This is a genomic window from Hymenobacter actinosclerus, from assembly GCF_900111515.1.
GTDB lineage: Bacteria > Bacteroidota > Bacteroidia > Cytophagales > Hymenobacteraceae > Hymenobacter > Hymenobacter actinosclerus.
In genome coordinates this window covers 710748-737679 of the sequence record NZ_FOHS01000001.1, presented here as the reverse complement: position 1 = coordinate 737679, position 26932 = coordinate 710748, and the positions used below count along the sequence as shown (strand labels likewise).

General features: G+C 62.3%; 28 protein-coding genes and 1 tRNA gene. 20 read left to right on the top strand and 9 right to left on the bottom strand.

The features are described from left to right. Window positions 1–195 precede the first annotated feature (195 nt). From tgt to BMY67_RS03205, 3 genes are all read left to right on the top strand, one after another. Window positions 196–1326 (top strand): tRNA guanosine(34) transglycosylase Tgt, encoded by a 1131-nt coding sequence (gene tgt, locus BMY67_RS03215; RefSeq protein ID WP_092768211.1) that lies wholly within the window; start codon window positions 196–198, stop codon window positions 1324–1326. Window positions 1327–1422: 96 nt separating this feature from the next. After that, window positions 1423–2499, top strand: a complete 1077-nt coding sequence (locus tag BMY67_RS03210; protein ID WP_092768209.1) for an LptF/LptG family permease — start codon at window positions 1423–1425, stop codon at window positions 2497–2499. A 231-nt stretch (window positions 2500–2730) separates the two neighbouring features. Continuing rightward, on the top strand, window positions 2731–3654 hold the full coding sequence (locus BMY67_RS03205; RefSeq protein WP_092768207.1) for a DMT family transporter: 924 nt from the start codon (window positions 2731–2733) through the stop codon (window positions 3652–3654). Between the two features lie 68 nt (window positions 3655–3722). Here the strand turns inward: BMY67_RS03205 and BMY67_RS03200 are convergent, their stop codons facing one another. After that, a complete protein-coding gene (locus tag BMY67_RS03200) occupies window positions 3723–4544 on the bottom strand; it encodes a 4-(cytidine 5'-diphospho)-2-C-methyl-D-erythritol kinase (RefSeq protein WP_092768205.1) in 822 nt (273 codons plus the stop codon). A 141-nt stretch (window positions 4545–4685) separates the two neighbouring features. Here BMY67_RS03200 and BMY67_RS03195 point away from each other — a divergent pair, with 141 nt between their 5' ends. From BMY67_RS03195 to BMY67_RS03185, 3 genes are all read left to right on the top strand, one after another. After that, complete coding sequence (locus tag BMY67_RS03195) at window positions 4686–5345, top strand: sugar transferase (RefSeq protein WP_092768203.1); 660 nt, start codon at window positions 4686–4688, stop codon at window positions 5343–5345. 2 nt (window positions 5346–5347) lie between these two features. Continuing rightward, window positions 5348–6052: an acetyltransferase gene (locus BMY67_RS03190; protein WP_177189664.1), complete on the top strand. Its 705-nt coding sequence runs from the start codon at window positions 5348–5350 to the stop codon at window positions 6050–6052. A gap of 69 nt (window positions 6053–6121) precedes the next feature. After that, window positions 6122–7267 (top strand): DegT/DnrJ/EryC1/StrS family aminotransferase, encoded by a 1146-nt coding sequence (locus BMY67_RS03185; RefSeq protein ID WP_092768199.1) that lies wholly within the window; start codon window positions 6122–6124, stop codon window positions 7265–7267. Between the two features lie 111 nt (window positions 7268–7378). On the opposite strand, the gene BMY67_RS03180 is transcribed toward BMY67_RS03185, so the two are convergent. The 3 genes from BMY67_RS03180 to atpD all read right to left on the bottom strand — a co-directional run bounded on the left by BMY67_RS03180 (window position 7379) and on the right by atpD (window position 10485). After that, window positions 7379–8575 (bottom strand): trans-sulfuration enzyme family protein, encoded by a 1197-nt coding sequence (locus BMY67_RS03180; protein ID WP_245744853.1) that lies wholly within the window; start codon window positions 8573–8575, stop codon window positions 7379–7381. Window positions 8576–8633: 58 nt separating this feature from the next. Beyond that, complete coding sequence (locus tag BMY67_RS03175) at window positions 8634–8873, bottom strand: FoF1 ATP synthase subunit delta/epsilon (protein ID WP_092768197.1); 240 nt, start codon at window positions 8871–8873, stop codon at window positions 8634–8636. A 106-nt stretch (window positions 8874–8979) separates the two neighbouring features. Next, window positions 8980–10485: a F0F1 ATP synthase subunit beta gene (atpD, locus tag BMY67_RS03170; protein WP_092768195.1), complete on the bottom strand. Its 1506-nt coding sequence runs from the start codon at window positions 10483–10485 to the stop codon at window positions 8980–8982. 268 nt (window positions 10486–10753) lie between these two features. On the opposite strand from atpD, the gene BMY67_RS03165 reads away from it, so the two are divergent. The 5 genes from BMY67_RS03165 to pth all read left to right on the top strand — a co-directional run bounded on the left by BMY67_RS03165 (window position 10754) and on the right by pth (window position 14735). Continuing rightward, window positions 10754–10826, top strand: a tRNA-Gln gene (locus BMY67_RS03165). Between the two features lie 281 nt (window positions 10827–11107). Then, window positions 11108–12037, top strand: a complete 930-nt coding sequence (locus BMY67_RS03160) for a ribose-phosphate pyrophosphokinase (RefSeq protein WP_092768193.1) — start codon at window positions 11108–11110, stop codon at window positions 12035–12037. A gap of 91 nt (window positions 12038–12128) precedes the next feature. Next, complete coding sequence (locus BMY67_RS03155) at window positions 12129–13193, top strand: DUF6340 family protein (RefSeq protein WP_092768191.1); 1065 nt, start codon at window positions 12129–12131, stop codon at window positions 13191–13193. Window positions 13194–13335: 142 nt separating this feature from the next. Next, window positions 13336–13908: a 50S ribosomal protein L25/general stress protein Ctc gene (locus tag BMY67_RS03150; protein WP_092768189.1), complete on the top strand. Its 573-nt coding sequence runs from the start codon at window positions 13336–13338 to the stop codon at window positions 13906–13908. A 254-nt stretch (window positions 13909–14162) separates the two neighbouring features. Beyond that, window positions 14163–14735, top strand: coding sequence for an aminoacyl-tRNA hydrolase (gene pth, locus BMY67_RS03145; protein ID WP_092768187.1), 573 nt, complete (start codon window positions 14163–14165; stop codon window positions 14733–14735). 154 nt (window positions 14736–14889) lie between these two features. Here pth and metG read toward each other — a convergent pair whose 3' ends face one another. Beyond that, complete coding sequence (gene metG / locus BMY67_RS03140) at window positions 14890–16938, bottom strand: methionine--tRNA ligase (RefSeq protein ID WP_092768185.1); 2049 nt, start codon at window positions 16936–16938, stop codon at window positions 14890–14892. A 212-nt stretch (window positions 16939–17150) separates the two neighbouring features. On the opposite strand from metG, the gene BMY67_RS03135 reads away from it, so the two are divergent. Further along, window positions 17151–17807: a hypothetical protein gene (locus BMY67_RS03135; RefSeq protein WP_092768183.1), complete on the top strand. Its 657-nt coding sequence runs from the start codon at window positions 17151–17153 to the stop codon at window positions 17805–17807. Window positions 17808–17938: 131 nt separating this feature from the next. Here BMY67_RS03135 and BMY67_RS03130 read toward each other — a convergent pair whose 3' ends face one another. Together BMY67_RS03130 and msrB are read right to left on the bottom strand one after the other, a co-directional pair. Beyond that, window positions 17939–18283: a hypothetical protein gene (locus tag BMY67_RS03130; protein ID WP_143069677.1), complete on the bottom strand. Its 345-nt coding sequence runs from the start codon at window positions 18281–18283 to the stop codon at window positions 17939–17941. 117 nt (window positions 18284–18400) lie between these two features. Then, the gene (gene msrB, locus BMY67_RS03125) at window positions 18401–18973 is read right to left on the bottom strand and encodes a peptide-methionine (R)-S-oxide reductase MsrB (protein WP_092768179.1); all 573 of its coding nucleotides are present in this window, start codon (window positions 18971–18973) and stop codon (window positions 18401–18403) included. A gap of 242 nt (window positions 18974–19215) precedes the next feature. On the opposite strand from msrB, the gene typA reads away from it, so the two are divergent. The 4 genes from typA (at window position 19216) to BMY67_RS03105 (ending at window position 22952) form a co-directional block, all read left to right on the top strand. Then, a complete protein-coding gene (gene typA, locus BMY67_RS03120; protein ID WP_092768177.1) occupies window positions 19216–21024 on the top strand; it encodes a translational GTPase TypA in 1809 nt (602 codons plus the stop codon). 115 nt (window positions 21025–21139) lie between these two features. Further along, window positions 21140–21658 (top strand): DUF6630 family protein, encoded by a 519-nt coding sequence (locus BMY67_RS03115; protein ID WP_092768175.1) that lies wholly within the window; start codon window positions 21140–21142, stop codon window positions 21656–21658. Window positions 21659–21760: 102 nt separating this feature from the next. Beyond that, the gene (locus tag BMY67_RS03110; RefSeq protein WP_092768173.1) at window positions 21761–22057 is read left to right on the top strand and encodes a hypothetical protein; all 297 of its coding nucleotides are present in this window, start codon (window positions 21761–21763) and stop codon (window positions 22055–22057) included. 145 nt (window positions 22058–22202) lie between these two features. Next, window positions 22203–22952, top strand: coding sequence for a YqjF family protein (locus BMY67_RS03105; protein ID WP_218144589.1), 750 nt, complete (start codon window positions 22203–22205; stop codon window positions 22950–22952). A 10-nt stretch (window positions 22953–22962) separates the two neighbouring features. Here BMY67_RS03105 and BMY67_RS03100 read toward each other — a convergent pair whose 3' ends face one another. Continuing rightward, the gene (locus tag BMY67_RS03100) at window positions 22963–23247 is read right to left on the bottom strand and encodes an acylphosphatase (RefSeq protein ID WP_092768171.1); all 285 of its coding nucleotides are present in this window, start codon (window positions 23245–23247) and stop codon (window positions 22963–22965) included. Window positions 23248–23273: 26 nt separating this feature from the next. Next, window positions 23274–24086: a TrmH family RNA methyltransferase gene (locus tag BMY67_RS03095; protein WP_092769565.1), complete on the bottom strand. Its 813-nt coding sequence runs from the start codon at window positions 24084–24086 to the stop codon at window positions 23274–23276. Between the two features lie 249 nt (window positions 24087–24335). Here BMY67_RS03095 and BMY67_RS19245 point away from each other — a divergent pair, with 249 nt between their 5' ends. The 4 genes from BMY67_RS19245 (at window position 24336) to BMY67_RS03075 (ending at window position 26909) form a co-directional block, all read left to right on the top strand. Further along, the gene (locus tag BMY67_RS19245; RefSeq protein ID WP_177189663.1) at window positions 24336–25220 is read left to right on the top strand and encodes a hypothetical protein; all 885 of its coding nucleotides are present in this window, start codon (window positions 24336–24338) and stop codon (window positions 25218–25220) included. 306 nt (window positions 25221–25526) lie between these two features. Next, window positions 25527–26327, top strand: coding sequence for an endonuclease III domain-containing protein (locus BMY67_RS03085; protein WP_245744851.1), 801 nt, complete (start codon window positions 25527–25529; stop codon window positions 26325–26327). A gap of 108 nt (window positions 26328–26435) precedes the next feature. Next, window positions 26436–26636 carry a hypothetical protein gene (locus BMY67_RS03080; protein ID WP_092768167.1) on the top strand — a complete coding sequence of 67 codons (201 nt, stop codon included), beginning with the start codon at window positions 26436–26438 and terminating at the stop codon, window positions 26634–26636. A gap of 3 nt (window positions 26637–26639) precedes the next feature. Next, window positions 26640–26909, top strand: a complete 270-nt coding sequence (locus BMY67_RS03075; protein WP_092768166.1) for a DUF167 domain-containing protein — start codon at window positions 26640–26642, stop codon at window positions 26907–26909. Window positions 26910–26932 lie beyond the last annotated feature (23 nt).

Genomic DNA, 26932 nt, shown 5'->3' with positions numbered 1-26932 from the left:
GTTTTCGAAGCCGCAAAAGTAGGCATTCGGGGTGGGTGGAGTACCTTTGCGGACTTATCTATTGTCGGTTTTCTCGCAGAGGTGCGCGGAGGTATTCGCAGAGGATAAAAGGGGGTCCTCTATCTACCTCTGCAAATACCTCCTACCTCTGCGAATACCTCCGCGCACCTCTGCGAGAAAACTTATCCGCTCCGCATGACCTTCGACCTTCTCACGACTGACCCGCACACCAAGGCCCGCGCCGGGGTGGTGCACACCGACCACGGGGCCATTGAAACGCCCATTTTTATGCCCGTGGGCACGGCCGGCACCGTGAAAGCCGTGCAGCAGCGCGACCTTGAGAACGATATCCAGGCCCAGATTATCCTCGGCAACACCTACCATCTGTACCTGCGCCCCGGCCTCGATATTCTGCGCCAGGCCGGTGGCTTGCACCAGTTCAACGGCTGGGACCGGCCCATTCTCACCGATTCGGGCGGCTACCAGGTGTATTCGCTCAGTAACACGCGTAAAATCAAGGAAGAGGGCGTCAAGTTCCGCTCGCACGTCGATGGCTCCCAGCACCTGTTTACGCCCGAGGGCGTGATGGACATTCAGCGCACCATCGGGGCCGATATTATGATGGCCTTCGACGAGTGCACGCCCTGGCCCTGCGAGTACGCCTACGCCGCCCGCTCGCTCGACATGACCCACCGCTGGCTCAAGCGCTGCATCCAGCGCTTCGACAGCACCGAGGGCCACTACGGCTACTCGCAGGCCCTGTTCCCCATCGTGCAGGGCTCCACGTTCAAGGATCTGCGCATCAAGTCGGCCGAGTTCGTGGCCGAGCAGGGGCGCGAGGGCAATGCCATTGGCGGCCTGAGCGTGGGCGAGCCGGCCGAGCTGATGTACGAAATGACCGAGCTGGTCTGCGACATTCTGCCCCCCGACAAGCCCCGCTACCTGATGGGCGTGGGTACGCCGGCCAATATTCTGGAAAACATTGCGTTGGGCGTGGATATGTTCGACTGCGTAATGCCCACCCGCAACGCCCGCAACGGCCTGGTGTACACCACCCAGGGCATTATGAATCTGGCCGCCCGCAAGTGGGCCGAGGATTTTGAGCCGATTGACGCGGCGCTGGGCGGCTACGTGAGCACGTTTTACTCGCGCGCCTACGTGCGCCACCTGTTCCACAGCAAAGAAATGCTCGGCCCCCAGATTGCCTCCATTCACAACCTCACCTTCTACCTCTGGCTCGTAAAGCAGGCCCGCGAGCAAATCCTGGCCGGCACATTTAGGGAGTGGAAGGACGTGATGGTGAAGAAGCTGATGACCCGCCTGTAATAGGTTGTCAGTTGCTGGTTGCCAGTTGTTAGTATGGACGTTGTTCAGACTGACAACTGACAACCAGCAACTGACAACTAAAAACTGACAACTCGATTGAAGATTCTCGATAAATACATTATCACGAAGTTTCTCACCGCGTTTTTCTTCACGGTGGTGCTGCTCGTGTCGGTTATCTGCGTGATTGACTTCACGGAGAAAAACGACGACTTCCTGAAGCACGACCTGGGCGCGTGGCAGATTCTGACGGAGTACTACCTGAACCTGTTTCCGTACTTCGCCAACCTGCTCTCGCCTATCACCGTGTTCATTGCCGTGGTGTTCGTGACGGCCCAGCTGGCCTCGCGCACCGAGGTGGTGGCCATGCTGGCCTCGGGCATCAGCTTCAACCGGTTTCTGCTGCCCTACATCATGGGCAGCGCCATTCTGGGAGCCCTCACGCTGGCCATGACGGGCTGGCTGATTCCGATAGCCAACAAAACGCGGGTCGAGTTCGAGAAGAAGTATATCAAGAACCCCTATCGGTATAGCGGGCGCAATGTGCACTTCAAAATCGGCCCCCAGGACTATGCGTTCATGGAGACCTACGACAACGTGAACAATGTGGGCTACAAGTTCGCGCTCGAAACCATCGACGGGCGCGTGCTCAAGCGTCGCCTCACGGCCGAAGCCATCAGCTGGGATTCCACCAAGCAGGCCTGGCACCTCACGCCGCAGCTGGTGCGCACGTTTAGTGGCGAGAAGGAAACGCTCAAAACCCTGCCCCCCCGCGACACTACGCTCAACCTGTTTCCGAAGGATTTTGCCAGCACCTACCGCCTGCAGGAAACCCTGACGCTGCCCGAACTCAACCGCTACATCAACACCAAAATTGCCCGCGGTGCCGACGATACGCAGGTGTATCTGAGCGAGAAGTACGAGCGGTTCGCCTACCCCTACGCCATGTTCATCCTGACGGTCATCGGCGTGATTATGAGCGCCCGCAAGAGCCGGGCCGGCGTGGGTGGGCAAATAGCGCTGGGCTTCGTGCTGGCCTTCGTGTTCATCATTTTCGTGATTCTGAGCCGCAACCTGGCTGCCGTGGGCTCCCTCTCGCCCCTGCTGGCCGCCTGGGTCCCGAGCATCGTGTTCACCCTCATCGGGGCCGTACTCTACCGGGTGGTACCGCAGTAGCGGTGAAATGGTGAGGTGGTGAGTTGATGTTTGGTGAACCCATGGGGAGCCAGGCGGCGTGTATCGGGCAGTCCAGCTACCGACATCTCCCACTCGCTTCGCTTCTTCATTCGTTCACTTATTGAGCTGGCCTACCCTTACCTTTCGGGACTCCTGCTCTAGCCATACTACCCGCGCCGACAGGACCCCAGGCCCCCGAACGTCAAACTCACCATCTCACCAAATCACCACTTGAAAGACTACCTACGCCTGCATTTTATCGTGTTGCTGTGGGGCTTCACAGCCATCCTGGGCAAGCTGATTACGGTGCCGCCCGTGGAGCTGGTGTTCTGGCGCACGGGGCTGGCGAGCCTGGGGCTGCTGGGGCTGCTGCTGGTACGCCGCCGCCCCTGGCGCCTGCCGGCCGCCGACGTGGCGCGGCTGCTGGGCGTGGGCGCCATCGTGGCCGCCCACTGGATTACGTTCTTCCTTTCGGCCCGCCTCTCGTCGGTGAGCGTGAGTTTGGCCGGCATGGCCACGCTGGCCCTCTGGACTTCGCTACTGGAGCCGCTGGTGCTCTGGCGCAAGGTGCGCGGCTACGAGGTGGGGCTGGGGTTGCTTACCATGGTGGGCCTCTACATCGTCTCGCAGGCCGAGCTGGGGCAGCTGCTGGGGCTGGGTGTGGCCATTATTTCGGCCGGGTTGTCGGCCCTGTTCAGCGTGATTAACTCCAAGCTCGTCAAGCAGCACCCGCCGCTGAAGCTCACGCTCTACGAGATGGTGGGCGCCTGCCTGAGCATCGCGCTGTTTCTGCCGCTTTACAGCGAATATTTCAGCAACGGCCGGGGCCTACAGCTGGGCCTGCACGGCTACGACTGGCTGTGGCTAGCGCTGCTGGCCGGCGTGTGCACGGTGTACGCCTTCTCGGCCTCAGTCGAGCTGATGAAGCGCCTATCGGCCTTCGTGGTCAACCTCACCATCAACCTCGAGCCCGTGTATGGCATCGTGATGGCCGTTATCCTGTACTCGTGGGGCGTGGCGGGGTTTGAGGAGGAGAAACTCTCGCCCGGCTTCTACCTGGGCACCGTCATCATCCTCGTCAGCGTACTCATCCACCCCGTCCTCGACCGCTGGGACAAGCGCCGGCTGCTCAAGCGCGATGCGGTGCTGACGTAGTGCACGTAAGGCCCGCGAACGACTTGTACCGCGAAAATCTGTTTCGCGGTACAAGTCGTTCCTCAACGCTATAGCTGTCCGCGCCAGACTGTGTAGCCGGTCGGCCACTCCAGCTCCGGGGCCTCGGGTAGCTCCGGAAACAGCCCGTACACGGCCGAACCCGAGCCCGAGAGGCTGGCGTAGGTGGCGCCCGCGGCGTAGAGCTGCGCCTTCACCTCGGCCAGCACCGGGTACACTGGCGTCAGGGCTTCCTCAAAGTCGTTGCCGACGGTTTCGCGCCAGGCGGGCATGGGCTGCGCCAGGCTCTGGCGCAGGTCGTGGCGCGGGGTGCGGGGCACTACCCGGGAGTAGGCCTCAGCCGTGCTGATGTGCAGACCGGGGTACACCACCAGCGTCGGGATGCCACGCAGGTCGAGGGCGAAATCGTCGAACATGTCGCCCCGCGAGTAGGCGTACACCGGCTCGTTGCGGATGAAAAAGGCGCAGTCGGAGCCCAGGCGGCGGGCGTAGCTTTCGAGCTTCTCGGGCGGCAGCTTCAACTCAAACTGACTGTTGATGGCTTTGAGGGCGAAGGCCGCATCGGCGGAGCCGCCCCCCAGCCCGGCCCCGATGGGCACATCCTTGTGCAGGTGCATTTGCGCCGGCGGCAGCTTGAAATCGGCGGCCAGCAGCTCGTAGGCGCGGCGGCACAGGTTGGTTTCGGGCTCGCCCGGAATGGGCAGCCCGCTGAAGCTAAGGCTGGTTTCGGCGCCGGCAGGCGCGGGCAGCACCTCGAAAGCGTCGCACCAGGGCAGCGGCACAAACACCGATTCGAGGTTGCGGAAGCCGTCGGGCCGCAGACTGGTTACGTTAAGGCCCAGGTTGAGCTTGGCGTTGGGGAAGACGAGCATAGGTTGTGGGAGCTACAAGCCGCAAGCTACAAGCTGCAAGTTTATGGGTGAAGCCGTAGCCTATAACCTGAACTGAGAGGTTTATAGCGCAAGTAAACCCAAGCTTGTAGCTTGCGGCTTGTAGGTTGCAGCTCAAACAAAATGCCTTCCCCCGTTTCTTCCTGGTACGCCCGCCGCGGCAAGCGCCTGCTCGATGTGGCGCTGGCAGCCCCGGCGCTGCTGCTGGCCGCGCCGCTGCTGCTGCCGCTGGCCCTGGCGCTGGCCCTCCAGAACGGCGGGCCCTGGCTGTTCCGGCAGCCCCGGCCGGGCCTCGGGGGCCACATTTTTCTCTTCTACAAGCTCCAGACCATGCCCGACCGGCGCGACGCCCAGGGCCAGTTGCTGCCCGATGCCGCCCGCCTGCCGCGCCTGGGCCGCTGGGTGCGGGCCACTTCGCTCGATGAGCTGCCCCAGCTCTGGAACGTGCTGCGCGGCGAGCTGAGCCTGGTGGGCCCGCGGCCGCTGCTGGTGCAGTACCTGCCCCTGTACTCGCCCGCGCAGGCCCGCCGCCACACCGTGCGCCCCGGCATTACGGGCTGGGCCCAAGTGAACGGCCGCAACGCCATCAGCTGGGAGCAGAAGTTTGCCTTCGACGTCTGGTACGTGGATAATCTGTCTTTCTGGCTGGATTTGCGCATTTTGGGGCGCACCGTGGCCCGCGTTTTCGGGGCGCGGGGCATCAGCGCCCCCGGCCAGGCCACCACCACGGCCTTCACCGGCACGCCGGCCTCCTCTCCTTCCGATTCCCCCTCCAAGCCCTGATCGTGCAACTTTCCAGCAGCTCTGCCGCCCCCGCCTCTTCGGCCCCACCCCAACCCGAAACGCCGCGCCGGCTGGCCATTTTCGGGGCTGGCGGGCTGGGCCGCGAGGTGCTGGTGCTGCTGCGCCAGCTCAACGCAGTGGCCCCTACCTGGGATTTAGTGGGTTTCTACGACGACCAGCCGCCCGCTACCGACCTCATCCACGGCCTGCGCTACCTCGGAACCGCCGCCGAGCTGAACGCTACCTCCGAGCCGCTGGCCGTGGCCGTGGCCGTGGGCAGCAGCTCCAGCCGGGCGGCCGTGGTGGCCCGGCTTACCTCGCCCCGGCTCCATTTTCCGGTGCTGGTGCACCCCGGCGTCAGCACCGAGTCGTTCCAGCACCTGCAAATCGGGCCCGGCTGCATTATCACCCAGGGCTGCGTTCTGACTACCGATATCCGGCTGGGCCGCCACGTGCTGCTGAACCTGGGCTGTACCGTGGGCCACGACGCCGTGCTGGACGATTTCTGCTCCCTGATGCCCCACGCCAACGTGGGCGGCGCCGCTTACCTCGAAACCGGCGTGTACCTGGGCACCAACGCCACCGTGCTCCAGCAGGTGCGTATCGGGGCGCGCACCGTGCTTGGGGCCGGCGCCGTGGCCATCCGCCACCTGCCGCCCGACTGCACCGCCGTGGGCGTGCCGGCTCGGGTGGTCGCAGAAAAATAAGCGGCCTGCTTGCCGGGCACCTACCTTTGCCCCGCGCGTTAGCCGCGCGTTTCCGCGAGAAAACCATTTATGCACAGCCAGGATTACGACCGCCTCTACCTTTCGCCTCCCCACCTCGGTCGCCACGAGATCAACTACCTGCACAAGGCCATCGAGGACAACTGGGTGGCGCCGGTCGGCCCCAACCTCGACGGTTTCGAGCAGGATGTGTGCGCCTTCACGGGCGTAAAGCACGCGCTGGCGCTCAACTCGGGCACGGCCGCCATTCATCTGGGGCTGCGGCTGCTGGGCGTGGGCCCCGGCGACGAGGTGCTGTGTCCCTCGTTCACGTTCGTGGCCACGGCCAACCCCATCAGCTACCTCGGGGCCACGCCGGTGTTCATCGACAGCGAAGCCGAAACCTGGAACATGTGCCCCGAGCGGCTGCGCGAGGCGCTGGAGGATATGCGCCGCCGGAACCGCCGGCCCCGCGCCCTGATTGTGGTGCACCTGTACGGCATGCCCGCCCGGCTGCGCGAAATTCTGGCTTTGGCCGAAGAGTTTGAAGTGCCGGTGCTCGAAGACGCGGCCGAGGCGCTGGGCGCCACCTACGAGGGCCGGCCGCTGGGCTCGTTCGGGGCCGTGGGGGTGTTTTCCTTCAACGGCAACAAAATTCTGACCACCAGCGGTGGCGGCATGCTGACGACCAACAACGCCGACTGGGCCGCCAAAGCCCGGGCCTGGGCCACCCAGGCCCGCGACGAGGCACCCTACTACCAGCACTCCGAGCTGGGCTACAACTACCGCCTCAGCAACCTGCTGGCCGGCATCGGCCGGGGCCAGATGGGCCTGCTGGACGACCGCGTGAAGAAGCGCCGCGAAATCTACGCCTGGTACCAAGCCAAGCTCCAGGATTTGCCCGGCCTCGGCTTCGGACCCACCGAGCCGGCCGAGGGCCGCTCCAACCGCTGGCTGACCTGCCTGCTGCTCGACCCCACCGAAACTACCATCATGCCCGAGCAGCTACGCCTACACCTCGAAAGCCACAACATCGAAAGCCGTCCGCTCTGGAAGCCCCTGCACCTGCAACCGCTTTTTGCCGGCCTGCCAATGTACGGCGGCGCGGTTTGTACCGATTTATTTACCCGCGGCCTCTGCCTGCCATCCGGCTCGGCCCTCACCGAAACCGACCTCTACCGCGTTGCCCGCGCTATCCGGGAGCTATGGCCCACCTGAATTCAGCACAACCTCCCGCCGATGGGTATATAAAGTTCCATCGGTAGTTTCTGGGGCCTAAAACCACAGCCGGGGAGTACAAGGCTTAGGCGGCCAGTATATAATCCGGCGCTACTTCTCGGCCAGCGCCTGCTGCAAATCGGCCAGCAACTCCTCGACCGGCTCAATGCCCACACTCAGGCGGACCAGCCCGGCCGTGATGCCCAGCTCCTGCCGCTGCTCCTCGGTGAGGGAGCGGTGCGAGGTGCCGGCCGGGTAGGAAAGCGACGAATCGACGCCGGCCAATGAGGGCGCAAATGGGAACCGCTGACTAGCCCGCATGAAGCGGCTCACAGCCTCCGTCGTATCATCAGCCAGCCTAAAGGATACCATACCGCCAAAGCTACCCGCGCCCTGGCCCGCAGCCAGCTCGTGCTGCGGATGCCCCGGCAGGCCCGGGTAGAATACCTCCCCCACGGCCGCATGGCCGGCCAGTAATTCGGCTACCGCCTGCGCGTTGCGGGAGTGCGCCTCCATGCGCAGACGCAGGGTTTTGAGCCCCCGCACCGCCAGCCAGCTTTCCATCGGACTCAACGTCAGCCCGAACAGCGTCCCGATTTGCCGCAGCCGGGCGGCGTCCTCGGGGGTGCGGGCTACTACTGTGCCGGCCGTTACGTCGGAGTGGCCGGCCAGGTATTTGGTCACGCTGTGCATCACCAAATCAGCCCCCAAATCGAGCGGGCGGGTGAGCACGGGCGAGGCGAAGGTGTTATCCACCACCAGCTTGAGCCCCAGGGCGTGGGCCGCTTCGGCGGCCGCCCGCAGGTCCACGACGCGCAGCAGCGGGTTGCTGATGGTTTCGCAGAGCAGCAACCGGGTACGGGGCTGCGCGTGGGCCGCCAGGTTGGTCGTCAGGTCGGCGAAAGGCACGTAGCTCACCGTTATGCCCAGCCGGCCCAGTTCCTGGCTCAGCAGCGCCGAGGAGCCGCCGTAGATATCGGCCGCGCACAGCACATGGTCGCCGGCCTGGCAGTAAGCCATAATGGCCGCGAAAATGGCGGCCATGCCCGAGCCCGTGGCCACCGCCCCGGCGCCGCCTTCCAGTTGCGTTATGGCCGTTGCCAGTTCATCGGAGTTGGGGTTGCCGTTGCGCGAGTACAGGTAGCGGCTGCCCGGCTCCCCGAAATACAGCTCCAGCTCGTTGAGGTCCTCAAACTTGAAAACCGAGGTCTGGTAAATCGGGGTGATTTTGGGGTGAATATGCACAGTAGGGTTCACGAGGGTCTTGCGGTGGCGGTTCAGTAAATCAGGGGCGGTCGGCGGCAGCAAAAAGCGAAAAGCCTTTCCCGCAAAGGAAAGGCTTTTCAATAGAAGCTAAAACCAGAAGTTACGCCGAAGCGCCCTCGGCCAGTACGATGACGTTGTTGCGCAGCACTTCTACTACGCCACCTTCAACGCGGAAGCGGCTGGCACCGCCGTTAAGCACGATTTCACCGGCCTTGAGGGCCGAAATCATCGGGGCGTGGTCGTTGAGGACTTCGAAAAGGCCGTCGGCACCCGGAAAGCGGGCCGAATTAACCTCGCCTTCAAATACCTTACGGTCGGGCGTAATGATTTCCAGATGCATGTTTTTTTGAATTATGAATTATGAATTATGGGTTATGAATTCAACTGTTCAGCTAGTACTGAACGGCTCAATTCATAACTCATAACTCATAATTCTTAATTAATAACTACTTGGCTTCGGCAATCAGACGCTCACCTTTCGCTACGGCATCTTCGATGTTGCCCACGAGGTTGAAAGCAGCTTCCGGCAGGTGGTCGTGCTTGCCGTCGATGATTTCGTTGAAGCCTTTGATGGTGTCCTTGATGTCAACGAGTACGCCTTTGAGGCCGGTGAACTGCTCGGCCACGAAGAAGGGCTGCGACAGGAAACGCTGCACCCGGCGGGCGCGGTTTACAACCTGCTTGTCCTCCTCACTGAGCTCATCCATGCCCAGAATGGCAATGATGTCCTGCAGTTCCTTGTAGCGCTGGAGCAACTCTTTCACGCGCTGGGCGGTGTTGTAGTGCTCGTCGCCGAGTACGTCGGCCGACAGGATGCGCGAGGTAGAGTCGAGCGGGTCAACGGCGGGGTAGATGCCCAGCTCGGCGATTTTCCGGCTCAGTACCGTGGTGGCATCCAGGTGAGCGAAGGTGTTGGCCGGGGCCGGGTCAGTCAAGTCGTCGGCAGGCACGTACACAGCCTGCACCGAGGTGATGGAACCGCGCTTGGTGGAGGTAATCCGCTCCTGCATGGCACCCATTTCGGTGGCCAGCGTGGGCTGGTAACCTACGGCCGACGGCATGCGGCCCAACAGCGCCGATACCTCGGAGCCGGCCTGCGTGAAGCGGAAGATGTTGTCGATGAAGAACAGAATGTCGCGGCCGGCACCGGTGCCGTCGCCGTCGCGGAAGCTTTCGGCGATGGTGAGGCCCGAGAGGGCTACACGGGCCCGGGCTCCGGGGGGCTCGTTCATCTGGCCGAACACCAGCGTGGCCTGCGACTTTTCCATCTCGGCCATGTCCACCTTGCTCAGGTCCCAGCCGCCTTCTTCCATCGAGTGCTTGAACGCCTCGCCGTAGCGGATGATGTTGGCCTCAATGAATTCGCGCAGCAAGTCGTTGCCTTCGCGGGTCCGCTCGCCTACGCCGGCAAACACCGACAGGCCTTCGTAGGCCTTGGCTACGTTGTTGATGAGCTCCTGGATAAGCACCGTCTTGCCCACGCCGGCACCACCGAACAGACCGATTTTGCCACCCTTTACATAGGGAGCCAGCAGGTCGATTACTTTGATACCGGTAAAGAACACTTCCGACGAAGTGGCCAGGTCTTCGAAGGGCGGAGCCGAACGGTGGATGGACATCGGACCGTTGCTCTTGGGCTGCGGAATGCCATCAATAGCCTCGCCGATGACGTTGAACAAGCGGCCTTTCACGCCTTCGCCGGTGGGCATGGAAATAGGCGAGCCGAGGTCGCGTACGCCAGCACCGCGGGTCAGACCCTCGGTCGAGTCCATGGCGATGGTACGAACCCGGTCTTCGCCCAGGTGCTGCTGCACCTCCAGCACGATCGTCTGGCCGTTGCCTTTGGTTACTTCGAGTGCGTCGAGAATATTGGGAAGCTTGGAGTTTTCACCCGCGAAGCTCACGTCCACGACGGGACCGATAACCTGGGTGATTTTGCCGGTATTCGCCATTGCTTTGTATAGGTTGGGATTGGGTGCAACGATTCAGGCCGCAAAACTACGGCTTAATCGTGGCATTGCCAAAGCCCACCGCCACGGCGTTCCACCAACTTTTTTTTCGGCGTCTGAAACCCTGATTTTCAGCCCTGAAAGACCCTTCGCGGCCCCCTGCCGCCCTGATTAGGGCAAAAATTTTTCACCGGAAATTTGCCTGTAATAAAAGCCACCGTACATTTGCACAACCAAACGGCACCGCTCACCCGGAAAGCCGCCCGGAAATTGTCCGATGGTGTAACTGGCAACACGCTTGATTTTGATTCAAGAAAGTCCAGGTTCGAGCCCTGGTCGGACAACTGACCCAGCCAACGCGAAAGGCGCTGATTCTTCCTCCTTCGGAAGAGTCGGCGCCTTTCGCGCTTTAGCAGACCACGGATTAGCGCGCATGTTGGCCGATTTCCCGGATTTTATGGGTGGCGCGAGGCCCGACTCCGCACCGCCGGCAAAATCTGCCGCAACCTGCGCCGCCGCAACTGCCCTGCCGCTTCCTCCCCCGTTCTCCTCTCGCGCCGCTTTGTGTTCGGCCGATGGGAGAATTTTTCATTTCCCCCTTTTACCTTTTTAACACCCTTTCCTCATGGCTCAGCAAGTCAAGATTTTCGCCGGTAACGCCTCCCACGAGCTAGGCGAAAAAATTGCCGAAGCTTTCGGTCAGCCGCTCGGCGACCTGAGCATCCAGCGTTTTGCCGACACTGAACTCGGCCCCAGTTTCAACGAGAGCATTCGGGGTTGCGCCGTGTTCCTGATTCAAAGCACCAACCCGCCCGCCGAAAACCTGATGGAGCTTATGCTGATGGTGGACGCCGCCAAGCGCGCCTCGGCCGCCTCGGTTACTGTGGTGATGCCCTACTACGGCTACGCCCGCCAGGACCGCAAAGACAAACCCCGCGTGAGCATCGGGGCCAAAGTGGTGGCCGATTTCGTGCAGAGTGTGGGTACCGACCGCCTGATGACCTGCGACTTGCACGCCGGCCAGATTCAGGGCTTCTTCGATATTCCCGTCGACCACCTCGACGGCGCCACCGTTATTGCCCCCTACATCCAGTCGCTGGGCCTCGATGATTTGATTTTCGCCTCGCCCGACGTGGGCGGCGTGGTGCGCACCCGGGCCTTCGCCAAGAAGTTCGGCGCCGAAATCGTGGTCTGCGACAAAATGCGCCTGCGGGCCAACGAAATTGCATCGATGCAGGTCATCGGCGACGTAACGGGCATGAACGTGGTGCTCGTGGACGACATCGTGGATACGGCCGGCACCATCTGCAAGGCCGCTGAGCTGCTCATGGAGCGGGGCGCCAAATCAGTACGGGCCGTGATTACGCACGGTGTGCTGAGTGGCCCGGCCCACGAGCGGATCCGCAACTCGGTGCTGGAGGAGCTGGTGATTACCGACACCATTCCACTGAAGGAAGAAAACGCCAAAATCCGGGTTATTTCCCTGGCCAGCCTGTTCGCCCAGGCCATCCGCAACGTGGTAACCCACGAGTCCATCAGCTCGCTGTTTATTTAGCCCTGGGGGTAGCCGGCGTGAAAACTGGCACGGTCTTGATAATTAAAAAGGAGGGGAAGGGAACTTTCTCCTCCTTTTTATTTCTACCCCTATGAAGACTCCGCTACTCCGTTTCGCATCCGTTGGTTTACTGGCGCTGGGCCTGCTGGCCAGCTGCACCACTACCGTGCATATGCAGTCGCTGGCGCCGGCCGCCGTTACCATGCCGAGGTCCATGGCGCGCATTGCCACGGCCAGCCGGGTGCTGCCGGAAAGCGGCCGCGACAAATTCTTCGACGTGCTGGAGGGCATTTTCACCGGTGAGGGCCTGATGGTAGACCGGGCGGGCACTGAAGCCTGCGCGCTGAGCGTGGGCGAGGCCCTGATGCGCAACAGTCCGCGCTTCCGGGTAACGCCGGCCAACCTGCAACTGCTGGGCAAAACCCGCGAGTTTTTCCTGCCGCCCATGGCCCCCGGCTACGTGCGGCAGGTGTGCGCCGAAACCCAGGTTGATGGCCTGGTAGTACTGGAGGCTTTCGACTCGGATATGCAGGTAACCCAGCGGCAGGAAGAGCGCATCATCAAGGAGAAAGACAAGCCCGACCGCAAGGTGCAGGTAACGGTGGCCGTAATGGAAATGCGCCTCGTAACCGGTTTCCGCACCTACGGCCCCGAGGGCACTGTAGTCGACGAGGCCAAGCAGGAAGACCGGATGCACTGGACCACCGAGGGCGCCAATTATCAGGAGGCCCTGCGCCAGCTGCCGCCGCCCGCCGACTGCATCCGGCAGCTGGCCACCCGCATCGGCGACCAGTACGCCCGCCGCATTGCGCCGTCCTACGTGAACCTGGCCCGCGAAGTGTACACCAGCAGCCGCAAGGATGTTTATATGGAGCAGGCCAAGCAGATGGTAGCCGCCACCGACTGGACCGCCGCCGCCGCCGTTTGGCAGCAGGCGGCCCAGAGCCCCGACTCCAAGGTAGCAGGCCGGGCCAACTACAACCTCGCTGTATATGAGGAGCTGAACAACCGCCTGCCCGAGGCTATAGCCTACGCCCGTAAGGCTGCCTACACGCACCAGCTGCGGGCCGCTACCACGTACCTGCGGGAGCTCCAGCAGCGTCAGCAGGCCGAGCTGGTGGTGTCGGAGCAGCTGCCCGGCGCGTCGGCCGACTAGCGGTTTGAGGGCCCGATGCCGGGCCGGCGAGGGGTGGTAAAGTCTGGTGGCCGCCGGGGTTTCAATTCCCAATCCATCTGCCTATCTTTGCGGCCCGTTTGCCTGCTGTGGGCGAGCGAATTTTCCTCCAAAGCACACTTTTATGAAAAGCCTCGAGATTGTAGGGTTTAAAAGAGCGAATCTCGGTAAGAAGGACGCCAAAGCGGTCCGCCTCGAATCGTACGTACCATGCGTACTGTACGGCGGCGCCGAGCAAGTGCACTTCTCCGTTCCTGCCATCCTGTTCCGCGAGTTGCTGTACACCCCCGAGGTGCACATCGTCGACCTCAACATTGAGGGCACGCACTACCGCGCCATCGTGCAGGATTCGCAGTTCCACCCCGTGAACGAAATGCTGCTGCACGTTGACTTCCTGGAGCTGCAGGAAGGCAAAGAAGTGAAAATGGAGGTTCCCGTGAAGTACGTAGGCGTATCGCCGGGCGTACTGGCCGGTGGCAAGCTGGTGAGCAAGCTCCGCAAAATCAAAGTAAAGGCTACCCCCGAAAACCTACCCGACTCGGTAGAGGTGAACATTTCGGACCTGGCCCTCGGCAAATCCATCAAGGTGAGTGCCGTGGAGCCAAAGGGCTACACCATCCTCAGCAGCCCCGCCGCCCCCATTGCTACCGTGGCCATCCCCCGTGCCCTCAAAGGCCAGCTACAGGCTGACAAATAAGGATCACAGATTAGCTCAGATTTTAACGGATTGCACGGATTTCGTAGTCGATTCGCTGTAACTGTTCTTATTCCGGTTTTTAATAAAAGAGCCGCTCCACTGCTGGAGCGGCTCTTTTGCTTTTTAGGTAACGGCTGCTTTGCGCAACGCCGCTTACTTTTGCACTGGGGGTCTTCCACGGATTCCCCGCATGGAGCCGGCTACAAAATCCGTGCAATCCGTTAAAATCCGTGCTAATCCGTGATCCTGAGTACGTGGTCTTTTTAATTTTATGCCTGGGCAATATCGGGCCTGAGTACGCCAATACGCGGCACAATGTGGGCTTTATGGTGGGCGACTGGCTGGCCCGCAAGCACGAAGCCGCCCCCTGGCAACTGGGCCGACACGCCTTTACTACCGAGTTCAAGCACAAGGGCCGCCGGTTTGTGCTCGTGAAGCCGACCACCTACATGAACCTGAGCGGCAAGGCCGCCGCCCACTGGCTGAGCGCCCTCAAAATCGACAAGGCACAATTGCTGGTGGTAACCGACGACCTGGCCCTGCCCTTCGGCAAGCTCCGGCTGAAAGCCAAGGGCTCGGCCGGCGGCCAAAACGGCCTTAAGCACATCCAGGAAACCCTGGGCACCGACGAGTACGCCCGCCTCCGTTTCGGCATCGACGCCAGCTTCGGCCGCGGCCGCCAGGTCGATTACGTACTCAGTCCGTTCTCCGAAGACGAGAAAATTGACCTCGACGCCCGCCTCGAAAAAGCCGGCGAAGCGGTGCTAGCCTTCGGCATGCAAGGCGTGGAGCGGGCGATGAACGTGGTGAATGTGAAAGAGGCGTAGAGGTGAGCAGGAGGTAGTGAGAAGTGAGCTAAACAATAAAAAGCCTGTCATCCTGAGCGGAGCGAAGGACCTTATTACGCGGCAATGAATTGCTCAAACGTGATAAGGTCCTTCGCGCTGCTCAGGATGACAGGCGTCTTCGTTTATCTAGGCCCTACGCCACGCCCGAACCGGGCCGTACGGGGCTGCTGGGCTGCATGAGGCTGAGCACGCCGTCGGCGTTTTCGGCCATTAGCAGCATGCCCTGGCTCTGGATGCCTTTGATTTCGCGGGGGGCAAGGTTGAGCAGCACCTGCACCTGCTGGCCTACCAGGGCCTCGGGCAGAAAGTGCTCGGCAATGCCGCTCACGATGGTGCGGGGCTCGTCGAAACCTAAGTCCACGCTCAGCTTGAGCAGTTTTTTGGTCTTGGCCACCTTCTCGGCGGCCACGATGGTACCGATGCGCAAATCCATCTGCTGGAACTGTTCGAAGCTGATATCCTGCTTGGCGGGGGCGGAAACGGCGGCGGCCAGCTCGTTGGCTTTTTTGGTGTTGAGCAGCTTTTGTACCTGGGCTTCCACGGTGGCGTCTTCGATTTTGGTGAACAGCAGGGCGGCTTCGGCCAGCGGGTGGCCGGCGAGCAGCGCGTTGGGCCGGCCGGCCTGGGACCAGGGGCCTTTTTCGGTGTTCAGCATGCGGCCGAGGCGGGCCGCGGCTTCGGGCAGGAAGGGTTCGAGCAGCGTGACGAGGCTGGCGGCCAGCTGCAGGGCCACGTGCAATACCGTGCCGGTGCGGGCCTCATCGGTTTTAATGAGCTTCCAGGGCTCCTGGTCGGCCAGATACTTGTTGCCCAGGCGCGAGAGGTTCATCAGCTCGGCCAGCGCCTCGCGGAAGCGGTAGTTTTCAATCAGCTCGCCGATGCGGGCCGGAAACTCGGCCATCTGGCGCAGGGCCTCCTCATCTTCAGCAGTGAAACCGGCGCTGGCGGGCACCTGGCCCCCGAAAAACTTGTGGGTAAGTACCACGGCCCGGTTCACGAAGTTGCCCAGGTTGGCTACCAGCTCGTTGTTGTTGCGGGCCTGGAAGTCTTTCCAGGTGAAGTCGTTGTCCTTGGTTTCGGGGGCGTTGGCGCAGAGCACGTAGCGCAGCACGTCGGCCTGGCCGGGGAAATCGTGCAGGTACTCGTGCAGCCACACGGCCCAGTTGCGGCTGGTGCTGATTTTGTCGCCCTCCAGGTTCAGGAACTCGTTGGCGGGCACGTTGGTGGGCAAGATGAACTCGCCGTGGGCCTTAAGCATCGTGGGAAAGATGATGCAGTGGAACACGATGTTATCCTTGCCGATGAAGTGCACGAGCTGGGTGCCGGCATCTTTCCAGTAGGGCTCCCAGGCACCATCAGGCAGCAGCTCCTTGGTGGCCGAGATATAGCCAATGGGCGCATCAAACCACACGTAGAGCACCTTGCCCTCGCCGCCGGGCACCGGCACGGGTACGCCCCAGTCGAGGTCGCGCGTGACGGCCCGGGGCAGCAGGCCCTGGTCAATCCAGCTCTTGCACTGGCCGTACACGTTGGCCTTCCAGTCGTGCTTGTGGCCCTCCACAATCCAGGCGCGCAGCCAGGGCTCGTACTCGTTCAGGGGCAGGTACCAGTGCTTGGTTTCGCGCAGCACGGGCTGGTTGCCGCTCAGCATGGAGCGCGGGTTGATGAGTTCGGTCGGACTCAATGAAGTGCCGCACTTCTCGCACTGGTCGCCGTAGGCGTTGTCGTTGCCGCAGTTGGGGCAGGTGCCCACGATGTAGCGGTCGGCCAGAAACTGGTCGGCCTTTTCATCATAGTACTGCTCTGATACCTGCTCGATAAATTTACCCTCGTTGTAGAGCTTGACAAAAAAGTCGCTGGCTGTTTCGGCATGGACTTTCGAGGAGGTGCGCGAGTAAATGTCGAACGACACGCCGAAGTCGCGGAACGAGTCGCCGATGAGGGCGTGGTACTTGTCGACCACCTGCTGGGGCGTGACGCCCTCCTTCTGGGCCCGGATGGTGATGGGCACGCCGTGCTCGTCGGAGCCGCAGATGAATTTTACGTCGCGCTGCTGGGCGCGCAGGTAGCGCACGTAGATGTCGGCGGGCAGGTACACGCCGGCCAGGTGGCCGATGTGCACGGGGCCGTTGGCGTAGGGCAGCGCGGCCGTGACGGTATAGCGTTGGGGTAAATCAGGCATATTCGGAAGCAGGGAATCAGCTGGAAAAACGGCCGGTTGGCCGCGGGAATGCAAAGGAACGAGTAAAACGAGGAACCGTGCCGGCCAGGGAATTATCAGGGGGCACCGGGCATCGGATATACATAAGAAGAACGCTATTAAACTGAACCGTTGGCGCAGCAAGCCGTATCTAGCAGTAATCCTTTCTTTCTCAACATTTTCCGGTTCCCACCATGAGCAAGTCATCCAAAGAGAAGTCGGCTAAAAAAGACAAGTCGAAAAAAGAGAAATCGGCCAAAAAAGGCAAGTCCGCAAAAGTAGCCGCCGACCCTGCCGCCAAGGCGCAGGCGAAGGCGGCGAAAGCCGCCAAATCAGCTTCGACTGCCCTTAGCAGCCAAAAAGCGGGCAAAAAGGACAGCCAGAAAAAAGCCCTCAAGCAAGCCGCCAAGCAGCTGCAGAAGGAGCTGGACGGCCGCATCAACGAGGTAGTGAAGCGCATCCGGAAGGATACCAAAACCAAGCTGCAGGAAGTGGTAAAGGACGCCACCCGCCGCCTCGACGTCGATGTGGAGCACCTCTTCGAGCAGGCCCTGCACACGATAGTGCGCGGCCACGAAACCGGCACCCCGGCCGCCTCCGACAGCATTTCGGCCACCTCCGACCCGGCCACACTGCCCGACACCGCAGCCGCCCCCGACGCCAAACCTGCTACGCGCCGCCGCCCCAGCAGCACAACGGCCGCCAAACCCGCAACCAAAACCAGCCGGGCCGCAACGGCCAAGCCCGCAGTGGCCAAAGCGCCCGGCGCTACCGCAAGCCACTCACGGGCCGCCCGCAAGCCCGCAGCGGCTACTGACGGCAACTCGTCCGCAGCTGAAACGGGTTCGTAAGGGCGGTTTACACGCTGCCCTGCTGAACTAAAGCCCCAACGGCCCGTTGCCAGAAAGCAGCGGCCTGTTGGGGCTTTACTCATTACGAAGTAGGGTGCGAAGCGTGCTCCTACCCCACCCTTTTTGCAGAGTTACGGCAGGCGCAGCGTGTCGGCGGGGGCACCTTTCGCGCGGCGCATGCGGGTTTCGGGCGTGGCCGTGTTGTTGTTGTCAGTATTGAGGGTTTCGGGGTTTTTCTGCGAATTAATGCCGCTGGCCTGCTCGCCAAGCCGGACCCGGTTAGGGGTAGCATCGGGCGTGGCCCCGCCGTAGCCGGCGTTGCTGTTGTAGGCCGCTTGGCGGTCGGCGTCGGTAGCAATCCGGCTGGGCACGCGCCGCACACTGGCTTCCTCGCCAACGGTTTCCTGCGAGGCGGAGCAGCTGCTAATCAGCAGTGCAGCAGGCAGAAGCAAACGAAGTACGACGGCAGTTTTCATGGCATAAGGCAACAGAGCCGCCCCAGAATGAGGCGGCTCTGTTGCTAACGGCGGCACGGGCGCGAAGTTGGCCCGGGCAGGCGCTTTTATGCGGCTTCGGCTTGCTTCTTAAAATAGCTACTCTGCTTTCTTGAAGGTCATGCCGTACGAATCCATGCAGTAGCGCAGGCCGGTGGGCTTGGGGCCGTCGTTGAAGACGTGACCCAGGTGGCCGCCGCACTGGGCGCATACCAGCCCGTCGCGGGTCATGCCATAGCTATTGTCGGTCACTATTTTGAGGCTGCTGTTGGCCGCCGGGGCCCAGAAGCTGGGCCAGCCGGTGCCCGACTCAAACTTGGCTTCCGAGGTGAAGAGAAGGTTGCCGTCGGCGGCGCAGTAGTAGTTGCCCTTCTCGTGGTTATCGTTGTAGGGGTTGTCGAAGGGCTTTTCGGTGCCCTGCTGGCGCAGGATAAAGTATTGCTCGGCCGTGAGCTGCTTTTTCCACTCGGCATCGGTTTTCTGCACCGGGAATTCGCCGGGCTTGCCCGTTACGGGCTGGGGCTTCGGATACTCCTTGCCGGCGGCCGAAGCAGTTGTTGTTCCGCGGGGCGAATCGGCGGCATCCATTTTGGTGTCGCGGGAGGTAGCCTGCGAGCAGGCGGTGCTAAATGTGGCGGCTGAAAGCAGCAGAATCAGGAGGGAAGAGCGCATGGGTTGCATATTTTTTTGTGAAGGCAGGTCAGCCGGAAGAGCCGACGGGTAAACAACATACGCGGGCCGCATCCAGTTCGGTTGGGGGCCTGAGGCCGCCTGAGGGGCAGATTTACGCGACTTGCAGCGGCTCAATGGGTTGGCCGCCGGCGGCGCCATCTTTTCTGCGCTTCCGTGCAATTAAGGGGCCGGCTGAATTTACGCTCATTATTACGTACATTTGCACCCGCAAAAACCCCTGTATGCAGAACATTCGGAATATCGCCATCATTGCGCACGTTGACCACGGCAAAACCACGCTCGTGGACAAGATCATTCACGCCTCGAAGCTGTTCGACGAACACCAGCAGTTCGACGACCTCATCCTCGACAACAATGATCTGGAGCGTGAGCGAGGCATTACTATCGTCTCCAAAAACGTATCGGTTCGGTACAAAGACGTAAAAATCAACATCATCGACACCCCCGGTCACGCCGACTTCGGCGGCGAGGTGGAGCGGGTGCTCAAGATGGCCGACGGCGTGCTGCTGCTCGTCGATGCCTTCGAAGGCGCTATGCCCCAGACCCGTTTCGTGCTGGGCAAAGCCATCGACCTGGGCCTCAAGCCCATCGTGGTAGTCAATAAAGTAGACAAGGAAAACTGCCGGCCCGATGAGGTGCACGAGCAGGTGTTCGACCTCATGTTCAACCTCGGCGCAAGCGAAGACCAGCTGGACTTCGTCACGCTGTACGGCTCTTCGAAGCAGGGCTGGATGAGCACCGACTGGAAGGTAAAAACCGACAGCATCATCCCGCTGCTCGACGCCGTAGTGGCTTCCATCCCGGCCGCCCCAACCCTGGAGGGCACGCCCCAGATGCAGATTACCTCGCTCGACTACTCGTCGTTCGTGGGCCGCATCGGCATTGGCCGCGTGCACCGCGGTACGCTGAAGGAAGGCGCCAACATGAGCCTGGTGAAGCGCGACGGCACCATCAAGAAGGTAAAAATCAAAGAGCTGCAAGTGTTCGAAGGCCTGGGCCGCACGAAAGTAGCCGAGGTTAGCTCGGGCGAAATCTGCGCCGTAACGGGCATCGAAGGCTTCGACATCGGCGACACGCTGGCCGACGCCGACAACCCCGAGGGCCTGTCGGTTATCAGCATCGACGAGCCGACGATGAACATGCTCTTCACCATCAACAACTCGCCCTTCTTCGGTAAGGAAGGCAAGTTTGTGACCTCGCGCCACCTGCGCGACCGGTTGTTCAAGGAAACCGAGAAAAACCTGGCCCTGCGCGTAAAGGAAACCGACCGCGAGGACACGTTCCTGGTGTACGGCCGCGGCATTCTGCACTTGTCGGTGCTGATTGAGACCATGCGCCGCGAAGGTTTCGAGTTGCAGGTGGGCCAGCCCCAGGTGCTGTTCCAGGAAGATGACAACGGCCACCGTCTGGAGCCCATCGAGCACCTGGTGGTCGATGTACCGGAGGAAACGGCCGGCAAGGTGATTGAGCTGGTAACGATGCGCAAGGGCGAGCTGACCATCATGGAGCCCAAGGGCGACCTGCAGCACCTGGAGTTCAACATTCCGGCCCGGGGCCTGATTGGCCTGCGTAACAACGTGCTGACCGCCACCGCCGGCGAGGCCATCATGAACCACCGCTTCTCGGCCTACGAGCCGCATAAGGGCGTGATTCCGGGCCGCATTGCTGGTTCGCTGATTTCCATGGACACGGGTGCCGGCACGGCCTACACCATCGATAAGATGCAGGACCGCGGCGAGTTCTTCGTTGATCCGGGAGAAGAGGTGTACTCGGGCCAGGTTATCGGCGAGCACACCCGCCCCAACGACCTGACCATCAACATTCAGAAGGGCAAGAAGCTGACCAACATGCGCGCTTCGGGTACCGACGACAACGTTAAGATTGTTCCCAAGCGCCAGTTCTCGCTCGAAGAGGCCATGGAATACATCCAGAAGGATGAGTACCTGGAGGTAACGCCCAAGTCGATCCGGATGCGCAAGATCCTGCTCGACGAGAACGAGCGTCTTCGTTCGGCTAAGAAAGTGGACTAGTCGATTTCTAGCATTCGATTTCTACAAAGGGGGCCCGGCGCAAGTCGGGCCCCCTTTGCGTAACCGGGGTCAACTGGCCCATTCTTCCAATCCATCCTTTACTTACCGGCAGCTTATGCAAACGAACACGAATACCGACTTGCTGGCCTTTCTGAAGCTCTTCGGCGCGGGCGATGCCGCGCCGAAGCTGGCCCAGCGGCTGCAGCTGGTGCTCACCAATCCGACGGAATATGCCACGAAGTTTGCTGAGGAGCTGGCCGAACGCGGCATAGAGGCCGCCATACCAGCCCAGGAACTGCGCGACCTGGCCCTGCTGGATGCCCTGCTGAGCGAAGACCTGGCCGTAGAGTGCGACTGGCAGGAGACGGCCGGAGATATGCTGAGCAGCCTGAACTACGTGCTCGCCCGCCAGGGTAAGCCCCTATTGGCGGAAGTGCCGGACTTGGGAACCGACGACGAAATCGGCCCGGAGCAGCTGGACCTCGTGCAGGATACGCTGGAGCCACTCGGTTTGGCGCTGGTGCAGTTCAGCCTCGACGGCGACTCGTACCCGCTGGGCCTAGTAGCCCTGGACCAGACCGAGGGGCTGGCGATGCGGGCACGACAACTGGGTTTCAAGCTGCATACCTGGTAGCGGGGCCGCCGTGGTGCTAAGTCAACTGAAGGTTATCAGTCGGCTGGCAGTTGCCGCTCGGATTACCTACCTTCCTTAACCGCTACCGTTTACGCTACCCTGATGGACTCTGAAAACCGCAACAAACGCGACCTACCCGAAGTGGTAGCCGATATACTGATTCCGTTGGATAAAATGCAGCAGACGCAGGAGCGAATGCAACAGCGTATGGATGAAGGATTTTCTCGAATGGAAAACTCTTTTGACCGGATGACTGATGCCGTTATTGACGCTATGAACCGCCAGACGGCCCGCTACGACACGGTTCAGACCGCCCAAACCGGCCAGGAAACTGAAGTGCGGGAACTACGGCAGCGGCTGGAAAACCTGGAGAAAATTGTGTACAAAAGAGCGGGATGAACAGCCCCTTAATGCCTTAAGGCCAGATGCGGCGTGGAACAATTAGTTCCGCGCCGCTTTTGCTTGGTGGAAGTGTCAATGCGCTGCAACCGTTAACGGCGGTGGCGGTTGAAGAAGCAACTGACTGCAACCCCACTTCTACCCCGTGCCCGCTTCCGATTCCTTTCCGCCTGCCAACCGCCGCCTGCCCCTGATGCGGCAGCGCTGGAGCAACCTGCTGTTTGCCCACTGGCCGGTGCCGCCCGAAATCCTGCGGCCCTACCTGCCGGCCCGGCTGGAGCTGGATTTATTTGAGGGGCAGGCCTGGCTGGGGGTGGTGCCGTTTACGATGAGCCATATCCGGCCGCTGGGTTTGCCGGCCGTGCCGGGGCTGAGCGCGCTGCACGAGCTGAACGTGCGCACCTACGCCACGCTCGATGGGGTGCCCGGCGTGTGGTTTCTCTCGCTCGATGCCACCCAGCCGCTGGGCGTGTGGGCGGCCCGCACGCTCTTCCATTTGCCCTACCTGCACGCCCGCATGACGCTCACCGAAACTCAGGGCCAGCTGCGGGCCGTGGCCGAGCGCACCCACCGCGGCACTGCCCCCGCTACTTTCGCCGCGACCTGGACGCCGGGGGCGGCTCTGCCGCTGGCCCAGCCGGGCACGCTGGCCTACTTCCTCACCGAACGCTATTGCCTGTACACGGCCGGCCCCGATGTGCGCGCCGGCCACCACGGGCCCGGCCTGTGGCGCGGACGGCTCTGGCACCAGCCCTGGCAGCTTTATGAGGCCACGCTGCAGGAGTGGAACTCAACGCTGCTGGAAAGCCACGGTCTGCCCACGCCTGTGGGGCCGCCGCTGCTCCACGCCGCCGCCCCGCTCGACGTAACCGTGCAGAGTTTGCGGCGCGTGTAACCCTGCAGACCTAGCCGCGCACCTCAAATGCCTCGTGGCCCTGCACCGCGCCGCTCGTTACCTCTACTCTATCAACCCGCGCCGCTACGGGGCCACCTTGCCGGCACCAGCTTTCCAGCGCAGCCAGGGCATCGGCGGGGCCTTCGGCTTCAATGGTCACGGTGCCGTCGGGGTTGTTGCGGGCGTAGCCGTTGAGGCCCAGCGCCCGGGCCTGCTGCCGGGTGCTCTGGCGGAAGAAGACGCCCTGTACGCGGCCGTAGACTGTAAAAGTGCGGTGTTCAGTGGCTGAAGTCATAGAGTGAAGGCGAGCAGACTGACCGGTTAAGCACCGCGCTGGCGCACGGCTTCGAAGGTGAGAATGGCGGTGGCCGTGCTTACGTTGAGCGAGTCGATGTAGCCCTGCATGGGGATGATGATGGTCTGGTCGCAGGCCGCCATCAGCTCGGGGGTGAGGCCGTCGGCTTCGGTGCCCATTACCAGGGCCGTAGGGCCACGAAAGTCGCAGCTCGTGTAGGGCACGGCGGCTTCGGTGAGGGCGGCGGCGTAGGTGCGGATGCCGCGGGCGGCGCACCAGGCCAGCAGCTCGGGGCGCGAGGTGGCCACGGTGGGCACCGTGAACGAGCAGCCGATGCTGCTGCGGATGGCGTTGGGGTTGAACAGGTCGGTGCGCGGGTCGCAGACGATGACAGCGGTAGCGCGGGCCGCGTCGGCGGTGCGCAGGATGGCGCCCAGGTTGCCGGGCTTCTCCACGGCTTCGAGCACCAGCAGCAGCGGGTTTTCGGGCAGTACGAGGCTTTCGAGCGTATGCTGGGGCGGGCGGGCCAGGGCCAGTACGCCGTCGGAGCCTTCGCGGTAGGCGACCTTGCCAAACACGGCCTTCGATACTTCGACCCACTCGGTACCGGAGCCGGCAAACAGTGCCCGCAGCTCGGCTTCGTGAGCCGGACCGGCCAGCTCGGCGCACACAAACACGGTGGGCACCTCTATGCCATTGGCGCGAGCAATGGTCAGCTCGCGCAATCCTTCGATAATGGTGAGGCCCTGGCTGCGACGCTCCGACGATTTCTGCTGGAGCCGCAGCAGGTTTTTGATGCGCGGGTTCTGGGGCGAGGTAATGGCGTCGGGAGCGGACATAAGCGGGTAGAGCAGGCGGCGGAACGGGCCGGGCAGCGCCAAAGATAGGCAGGCCGGACCGGGCTGCGGCCGGCGGCCCCAGGCCAACTGGCCAGGCGGGGCCGTTTAGCCCGCCCGCCACCCTGGGCAACCCGGCATGAATATCGCGGGGTCCCGCGCGGGGTCGCCAACCAACGGACGGCGCTTTTCGGGCGAGTGGTGCGGCGGTGCACTACCCGTATTTTCGGGCTTTCTGCGTTATTTGCCTCTATGCTGCTTCGATTTATTCCTTTGTTGGCGCTGAGCGCCTTTGCCCAGCCAGCCCTGGCCCAGCAAACGCCCCGCGAGTTGAGCACGGTGCCCGCTCCTGCCCTGCCCGACACGACCCGCCCGGCGGCGCCGGCCACGCAGCCGGTTCTGGCGCCGGCCCCCACGGCCCCGGCCCCCGACCCGCGCCGGGCGCCGCTGCCACCGGCCAACACCACCCGCTACGCCGTGGGCCTGAAAACGGGCGAAGTGCTGCGAGGCTACGATGTGCAGGTGCGCAGCCCCGTTTTCGGGCGCATGTTTCTGCTGATCGATGGGCAGCAGAAGCTCGATTTCAACGATGTACGCTACTACGAGGACGAAACCGGCTTCTATGTGCGCACCACCCTGCCCGGCCGCAGCAAGCGCGAAAGCACCCTGCGCCGCGACCGGGTAGGCCGCATCAGCCTGTACTCCATCACCAGCCAGCAGTATATGAACAACCCCTACGGCGGCTACGGTGGGTACGGCTACGGCGGGTACAGCCCCTACGGGATGGGCGGCTACCGCACGGTGCGCAACGAGTATTTCAGCAAAGACAATGGCCCGATCGAGGACCTGAGCATCCGCAACCTGCAGCTGGCCACTACCGACAGCCCCGCCTCGCAGCAATTGCTGGCCGATGCCCGCCGCTACCAGAGAATAACGACGCTCAGCTATGTAGGCGCGGGTGGCCTGCTGCTGGCGGGCGTACTGTCAAGCTTTGGCAACAGCAACAGCACCAACGGGTTTTCGGTGTCGCCGCTGGTGTACGCGGCTATTCCGCTGGCCATTGTGCCGCTGGTTATCGGCGGCAAGTCGCAGAACAGCGTCAAGCAGGCCGTGCTGCTGTATAACACCGGGCGTTAGGGGTTAGGGGTTAGGTGAATTGACAAGATAAATTGGTATGCGGAACGTCATTCAGAGCGCAGCGAAGAATCTCGCCTGAATTCGTCCAACGTCTGTTCGAGCGAGATTCTTCGCTGCGCTCTGAATGACGTTCTGTACACCAAATTAGCCTGTCAGTTCAGTTAGGGGTTAGAGAAAAAAAACGCCATTCTGAGCAGCGCAAAGAATCTCGCGTGCAATGGTGACCCCGTCATCAGGAATGACTATGGCACGTGAGGTTCTTCGACCAGGGCTGCCCAGTCTGGCTCTAGGGGCCACATGCTCGGAATGGCTTTCTGGCAACCGCCACCCCGGGTCTGCGTAGGCAAGCGGGTGAAACCCTCCCCTGCTTCCGCTACTGAACTCGACCTGCCCGAGCGCCGGGAGCTGGCCTTATGGACCCACGCCAGGCTCTGCACCGAATACGGCTGCCCGGTGGCCTTTTTTGCCACCAAAGACCCACTCAGCGAGCTGATCAGCTCGCTGCTTTCCCACCGCACCCGCAATCAGGACTCGCACCGGGCCTACCAGCAACTGCGGGCCCGCTTCCCGACCTGGGACGAAGTGCGCGACGCTCCCACGAACGAAGTCGAGGCCGCCATCAGTCCCTGCACCTGGCCCGAGCAGAAGGCGCCCCGGCTCCAGCAGATACTGCGCGAAGTAGGCCAGCGCTGCGGCGGCCCCTGCGACCTGGAGTTTCTGGCTGATTTACCCATTCCGGAGGCGCGGGCCTGGCTGGAGCTGCTGCCCGGCGTGGGGCCCAAAACCAGCGCCGCCGTGCTGCTGTTCAGCACCCTGCGCCGCCCGGCCATGCCCGTCGACAGCCACCACCACCGCGTGGCCCAGCGCCTGGGCCTCATCGGTCCCAAAGTAGGCGAGGCGGCGGCCCACAAGCAGCTGGCGGCCCTACTGCCCCCCGACTGGGACGCCCAGCAGGTGTACGACCACCACGAGGTGCTCATGTTCCACGGTCAGAAGTGCTGCTACTTCCACACGCCCGCCTGCGGCCGTTGCCCGTTGCTGGAACGCTGCCCCTTCGGACAGGCGCGCGTTAATGGCGTGAAGGACGAGCAGGAGGCGAAGGGGTAAGCAGGCGAGCAGCTAAAAGCAGCAGAGCCCCTGTCAATTCGTACATTTCCTCCTTGCCCCCTTACCTTTCGCCCCTCACCTTTCCCCACCCCCATCTTCCTCCTTGCTATGAAACAGACGTATGGCATGCCCGCCCTGGTTTCCTTTTTCTTCCCCGGCCTGGGTCAACTGATTAAGGGCCAGTTTCTGAAGGCTTTTCTGATCTGGGCCGTGGGCGGCACCATCAGCTTTCTGCTGGTCTGGACCATCGTGGTGCCCTTCCTGATCTGGGCCTGGAACGTGTACGACGCCTACAACTCGCCGGCATAAACAGTGCCGGTACTGCACCTCAAAGCCAGGCCCAATGCCCGCCAGAATCAGTTGTTGGTAGCGGCCGACGGCACCGTAACCGTGCGGCTGCACGCCCCGGCCCAGGATGGCAAGGCCAACACCTGCCTGCTGGCCTATATGGCCGAGGTGTTTGGCGTGAGCAAATCCAGCCTCACACTGCTCAGCGGCCACACTGCGCCCTTTAAAAAGGTGGAAATCGGGGGAATCAGTGAGCAGGAGTTCCGGGCGGCGCTGGGCAGGTTTAGCAGGTAGCCGGCCCGAGAATCAGAAAGCAG

Excerpts from the sequence above, each read along its gene's own strand:
- BMY67_RS03185 (WP_092768199.1), top strand. The coding sequence starts at position 6,122 with ATGCACAGCCAGGATTACGACCGCCTCTACCTTTCGCCTCCCCACCTC.
- BMY67_RS03135 (WP_092768183.1), top strand. The coding sequence starts at position 17,151 with ATGAGCAAGTCATCCAAAGAGAAGTCGGCTAAAAAAGACAAGTCGAAA.
- BMY67_RS03115 (WP_092768175.1), top strand. The coding sequence starts at position 21,140 with ATGCAAACGAACACGAATACCGACTTGCTGGCCTTTCTGAAGCTCTTC.
- atpD (WP_092768195.1), bottom strand. The coding sequence starts at position 10,485 with ATGGCGAATACCGGCAAAATCACCCAGGTTATCGGTCCCGTCGTGGAC.
- BMY67_RS03110 (WP_092768173.1), top strand. The coding sequence starts at position 21,761 with ATGGACTCTGAAAACCGCAACAAACGCGACCTACCCGAAGTGGTAGCC.
- tgt (WP_092768211.1), top strand. The coding sequence starts at position 196 with ATGACCTTCGACCTTCTCACGACTGACCCGCACACCAAGGCCCGCGCC.
- BMY67_RS03195 (WP_092768203.1), top strand. The coding sequence starts at position 4,686 with ATGCCTTCCCCCGTTTCTTCCTGGTACGCCCGCCGCGGCAAGCGCCTG.
- BMY67_RS03175 (WP_092768197.1), bottom strand. The coding sequence starts at position 8,873 with ATGCATCTGGAAATCATTACGCCCGACCGTAAGGTATTTGAAGGCGAG.
- BMY67_RS03095 (WP_092769565.1), bottom strand. The coding sequence starts at position 24,086 with ATGTCCGCTCCCGACGCCATTACCTCGCCCCAGAACCCGCGCATCAAA.
- BMY67_RS03200 (WP_092768205.1), bottom strand. The coding sequence starts at position 4,544 with ATGCTCGTCTTCCCCAACGCCAAGCTCAACCTGGGCCTTAACGTAACC.
- typA (WP_092768177.1), top strand. The coding sequence starts at position 19,216 with ATGCAGAACATTCGGAATATCGCCATCATTGCGCACGTTGACCACGGC.
- BMY67_RS03100 (WP_092768171.1), bottom strand. The coding sequence starts at position 23,247 with ATGACTTCAGCCACTGAACACCGCACTTTTACAGTCTACGGCCGCGTA.
- BMY67_RS03150 (WP_092768189.1), top strand. The coding sequence starts at position 13,336 with ATGAAAAGCCTCGAGATTGTAGGGTTTAAAAGAGCGAATCTCGGTAAG.
- BMY67_RS03080 (WP_092768167.1), top strand. The coding sequence starts at position 26,436 with ATGAAACAGACGTATGGCATGCCCGCCCTGGTTTCCTTTTTCTTCCCC.
- BMY67_RS19245 (WP_177189663.1), top strand. The coding sequence starts at position 24,336 with ATGCTGCTTCGATTTATTCCTTTGTTGGCGCTGAGCGCCTTTGCCCAG.
- msrB (WP_092768179.1), bottom strand. The coding sequence starts at position 18,973 with ATGCGCTCTTCCCTCCTGATTCTGCTGCTTTCAGCCGCCACATTTAGC.
- BMY67_RS03130 (WP_143069677.1), bottom strand. The coding sequence starts at position 18,283 with ATGAAAACTGCCGTCGTACTTCGTTTGCTTCTGCCTGCTGCACTGCTG.
- BMY67_RS03160 (WP_092768193.1), top strand. The coding sequence starts at position 11,108 with ATGGCTCAGCAAGTCAAGATTTTCGCCGGTAACGCCTCCCACGAGCTA.
- BMY67_RS03085 (WP_245744851.1), top strand. The coding sequence starts at position 25,527 with ATGGCTTTCTGGCAACCGCCACCCCGGGTCTGCGTAGGCAAGCGGGTG.
- BMY67_RS03155 (WP_092768191.1), top strand. The coding sequence starts at position 12,129 with ATGAAGACTCCGCTACTCCGTTTCGCATCCGTTGGTTTACTGGCGCTG.
- metG (WP_092768185.1), bottom strand. The coding sequence starts at position 16,938 with ATGCCTGATTTACCCCAACGCTATACCGTCACGGCCGCGCTGCCCTAC.